The organism is Delftia sp. ZNC0008, assembly GCF_000799035.1.
GTDB lineage: Bacteria > Pseudomonadota > Gammaproteobacteria > Burkholderiales > Burkholderiaceae_C > Comamonas > Comamonas tsuruhatensis.
This window is the reverse complement of record NZ_JTKZ01000334.1, coordinates 21,347-23,982: the sequence shown is the minus strand read 5'-3', so window position 1 is coordinate 23,982 and position 2,636 is coordinate 21,347. Positions and strand designations below refer to the sequence as shown.

2 protein-coding genes and 1 pseudogene are annotated in these 2,636 nt (G+C 66.3%); 2 read left to right on the top strand and 1 reads right to left on the bottom strand.

The window, feature by feature from the left end:
* Positions 1-181 precede the first annotated feature (181 nt).
* On the top strand, positions 182-1,393 hold the full coding sequence (gene trpB / locus L995_RS11175) for a tryptophan synthase subunit beta (RefSeq protein ID WP_047471687.1): 1,212 nt from the start codon (positions 182-184) through the stop codon (positions 1,391-1,393).
* Positions 1,394-1,802: 409 nt separating this feature from the next.
* Positions 1,803-2,348 carry a PepSY domain-containing protein gene (locus L995_RS11170; RefSeq protein WP_016454747.1) on the top strand — a complete coding sequence of 182 codons (546 nt, stop codon included), beginning with the start codon at positions 1,803-1,805 and terminating at the stop codon, positions 2,346-2,348.
* Positions 2,349-2,456: 108 nt separating this feature from the next.
* Here L995_RS11170 and L995_RS34315 read toward each other — a convergent pair.
* Positions 2,457-2,636, bottom strand: a pseudogene (locus tag L995_RS34315) (hypothetical protein); the annotation flags it as partial.

Genomic DNA, 2,636 nt, shown 5'->3' with positions numbered 1-2,636 from the left:
TTGCCGCGCGGCAAGAAAGTCGGTCGGCCGCCGGGCCGAAACCCGGCCTCGAAAAACAACCACCCGGCAGGGTCAAAAACAAGAAACCCCGACCGGGGTTTTCTCTCTTCAGACCCATGGCAGCCCTACGTAAGCTGCCACCGCCACCATCCGCCATTCCACAGAACACCCGCCAACATCCATGACCACTATCCCCCCCACCTTCTCCCCCATGCCCACAGCAGAAGGCTACTTCGGCCCCTACGGCGGCCAGTTGGTCCCGCCCCACCTCAAGCAGGCCATGGACGACATCAACACCGCCTACGCCGAAATCACCAAACGCCAAGACTTCCAGCAGGAACTGGCCCAGCTCTTCGCCGACTACGTGGGCCGCCCAAGCCCCATCTTCCACGCGCGGCGCCTGTCGGAGCAGTTGGGCGGCGCACAGATCCACCTCAAGCGCGAAGACCTCAACCACACCGGCGCCCACAAGATCAACCACTGCCTGGGCGAAGCCCTGCTGGCCAAGTTCATGGGCAAGAAGAAGGTCATCGCAGAAACCGGCGCCGGCCAGCACGGCGTGGCCCTGGCCACGGCCTGCGCGCTGGTGGGCATTCCCTGCGAGATCCACATGGGCCAGGTGGACATCGAGAAGGAACACCCCAACGTCACCAAGATGCGCATCCTGGGCTGCAAGCTCGTGCCCGTCACGCGCGGCGCGGCCACGCTCAAGGAGGCCGTGGACAGCGCCTTCGAGGAATACCTCACCAACCCCACGGACTACATCTACGCCATCGGCTCCGTGGTCGGCCCCCACCCGTTCCCGATGATGGTGCGCGACTTCCAGAGCATCATCGGCCGCGAGGCGCGCGAGCAATTCCAGGCCAAACACGGCAAGCTGCCCGACCACGTGGCCGCTTGCGTGGGCGGCGGCTCCAACGCCATGGGCATCTTCACGGCCTTCCTGGGCGATGCCTCGGTCAAGCTCGTCGGCGTGGAGCCCTCGGGCGAAGGCACGGACAAGCCCGGCCGCCACGCAGCCACCCTCAGCATGGGCAAGCCCGGCGAAATCCACGGCATGAAGTGCTACGTGCTGGAAAACGCAGACGGCACGCCGGCTGCCGTTCACAGCATTGCCTCGGGCCTGGACTATCCGGGCGTGGGCCCGCAGCACAGCTACCTCAAGGACCTGGGCCGCGTGCAGTACGAATCCGTCACCGACAAGGAATGCCTGGACGCCTTCATGCAGCTGTCGCGCGTGGAAGGCATCATCCCCGCGCTGGAAAGCGCCCACGCCGTGGCCTGGGCCATGCGCGTGGCGCCCGGCCTGCCCAAGGACCAGCACATCCTCATCAACCTCTCGGGCCGGGGCGACAAGGACGCCGACTACGTGGCCAAGGTGCTGGGCCTCTGAACGCAGAGGTTGTGCTGGATCAAACCGCAGCACCCCGGAGGGGGCAAAGGGCGCCCTCTCCGACAACCGCTCTCCGGAACGGTGGAGACAATGGCCCCGACCTTAGAGCGTGTTATGCACTTTTACGAACCCGCGTTGGCTTTGCGCGCTGGTGATCGCAAGGCGCAGTGCGCCGCCAAGGCTCATGCCTTGGCAAGCGCTGCAACGCCGCGAGCGCCTGCGCGCAGAGCCAACCCGAAGGGAAAGCCGGGAAAGGGGTCCGGCCCTTCGTTGCAGCCCGCTTGCGGTGTGGCAACCGCGGCGCGTGCTACGCCTCGTTCCGGGCCCCTTTCCCGGCTTTCGCGGGCACGTAAAAGTGCATAACACGCTCTAGCCTTGTCCAACCCCATTCCCGGAAGGAGCCACACCCATGAAGCCTGCCCCGTTCGCACGCACCGCCGCCCTCTCCATCGCCCTGGCCCTGACCTGCGCCACCGCCGCCCTGCCCGCCGCAGCCAAGTCGGTGGCCGAATGGCAGACCATCACCAGCCAGGCCAAGATCCCGCTGGAGCAGGCCATCACCCGCGCCACCCAGGCCGTACCCGGCAAGGCCATCGAAGCCCAGCTGGACGACGGCGACGGCACGGGCCCGCGCTACGAAATCGAAGTCATCACCCCGGCCGGCGACAGCGTGGAAGTCTGGGTCAACGCCATCACCGGCCAGGCAGCCCAGCACAAGAACGACGGCGCCGCCAAGCGCAAGGACCGCCAGCGCCTGGAAAAGGCCAAGTCCACCATCGAGCAGGCCATACAGGCCGCCACCCGCCACACCCCCGGCACGCCCGTCAGCGCGGAACTGGACTCCCACTGGGGCCAGACCAGCTACCAGGTCGAAGTGCTGCAGGCCAACGGCACGCTCATGGAAGTCAAGATCGACGCCGTGGGCGGCGAAGTCATCCGGGCCAAGAAGGACTGACCCACGGCCCCAACCCGGCAGCGCGCTTCAACATGAGGCGCGCTTTTTTCGCCCATTTTTTGCCTCGCTCCCGCCATGTCCGCAGGCCATCCGCGCCTGCCGCACTCTTCAGGCCAACGCCACCGACACGCCCTCATCCGCAAACCGCTTCGCCGCCCTGAGCAGATAGCTCACGGCATAAAGAATGGGGTCGTCGGCCTCATCGCCATTGAGATGCTCCACCACCTCAATGGCATAGCCCAGGTTCACCGCCGTGTCGTGCAGCAGGCCCACCAGTTCCCTGTCCTC

Excerpts from the sequence above, each read along its gene's own strand:
- trpB (WP_047471687.1), top strand. The coding sequence starts at position 182 with ATGACCACTATCCCCCCCACCTTCTCCCCCATGCCCACAGCAGAAGGC.
- L995_RS11170 (WP_016454747.1), top strand. The coding sequence starts at position 1,803 with ATGAAGCCTGCCCCGTTCGCACGCACCGCCGCCCTCTCCATCGCCCTG.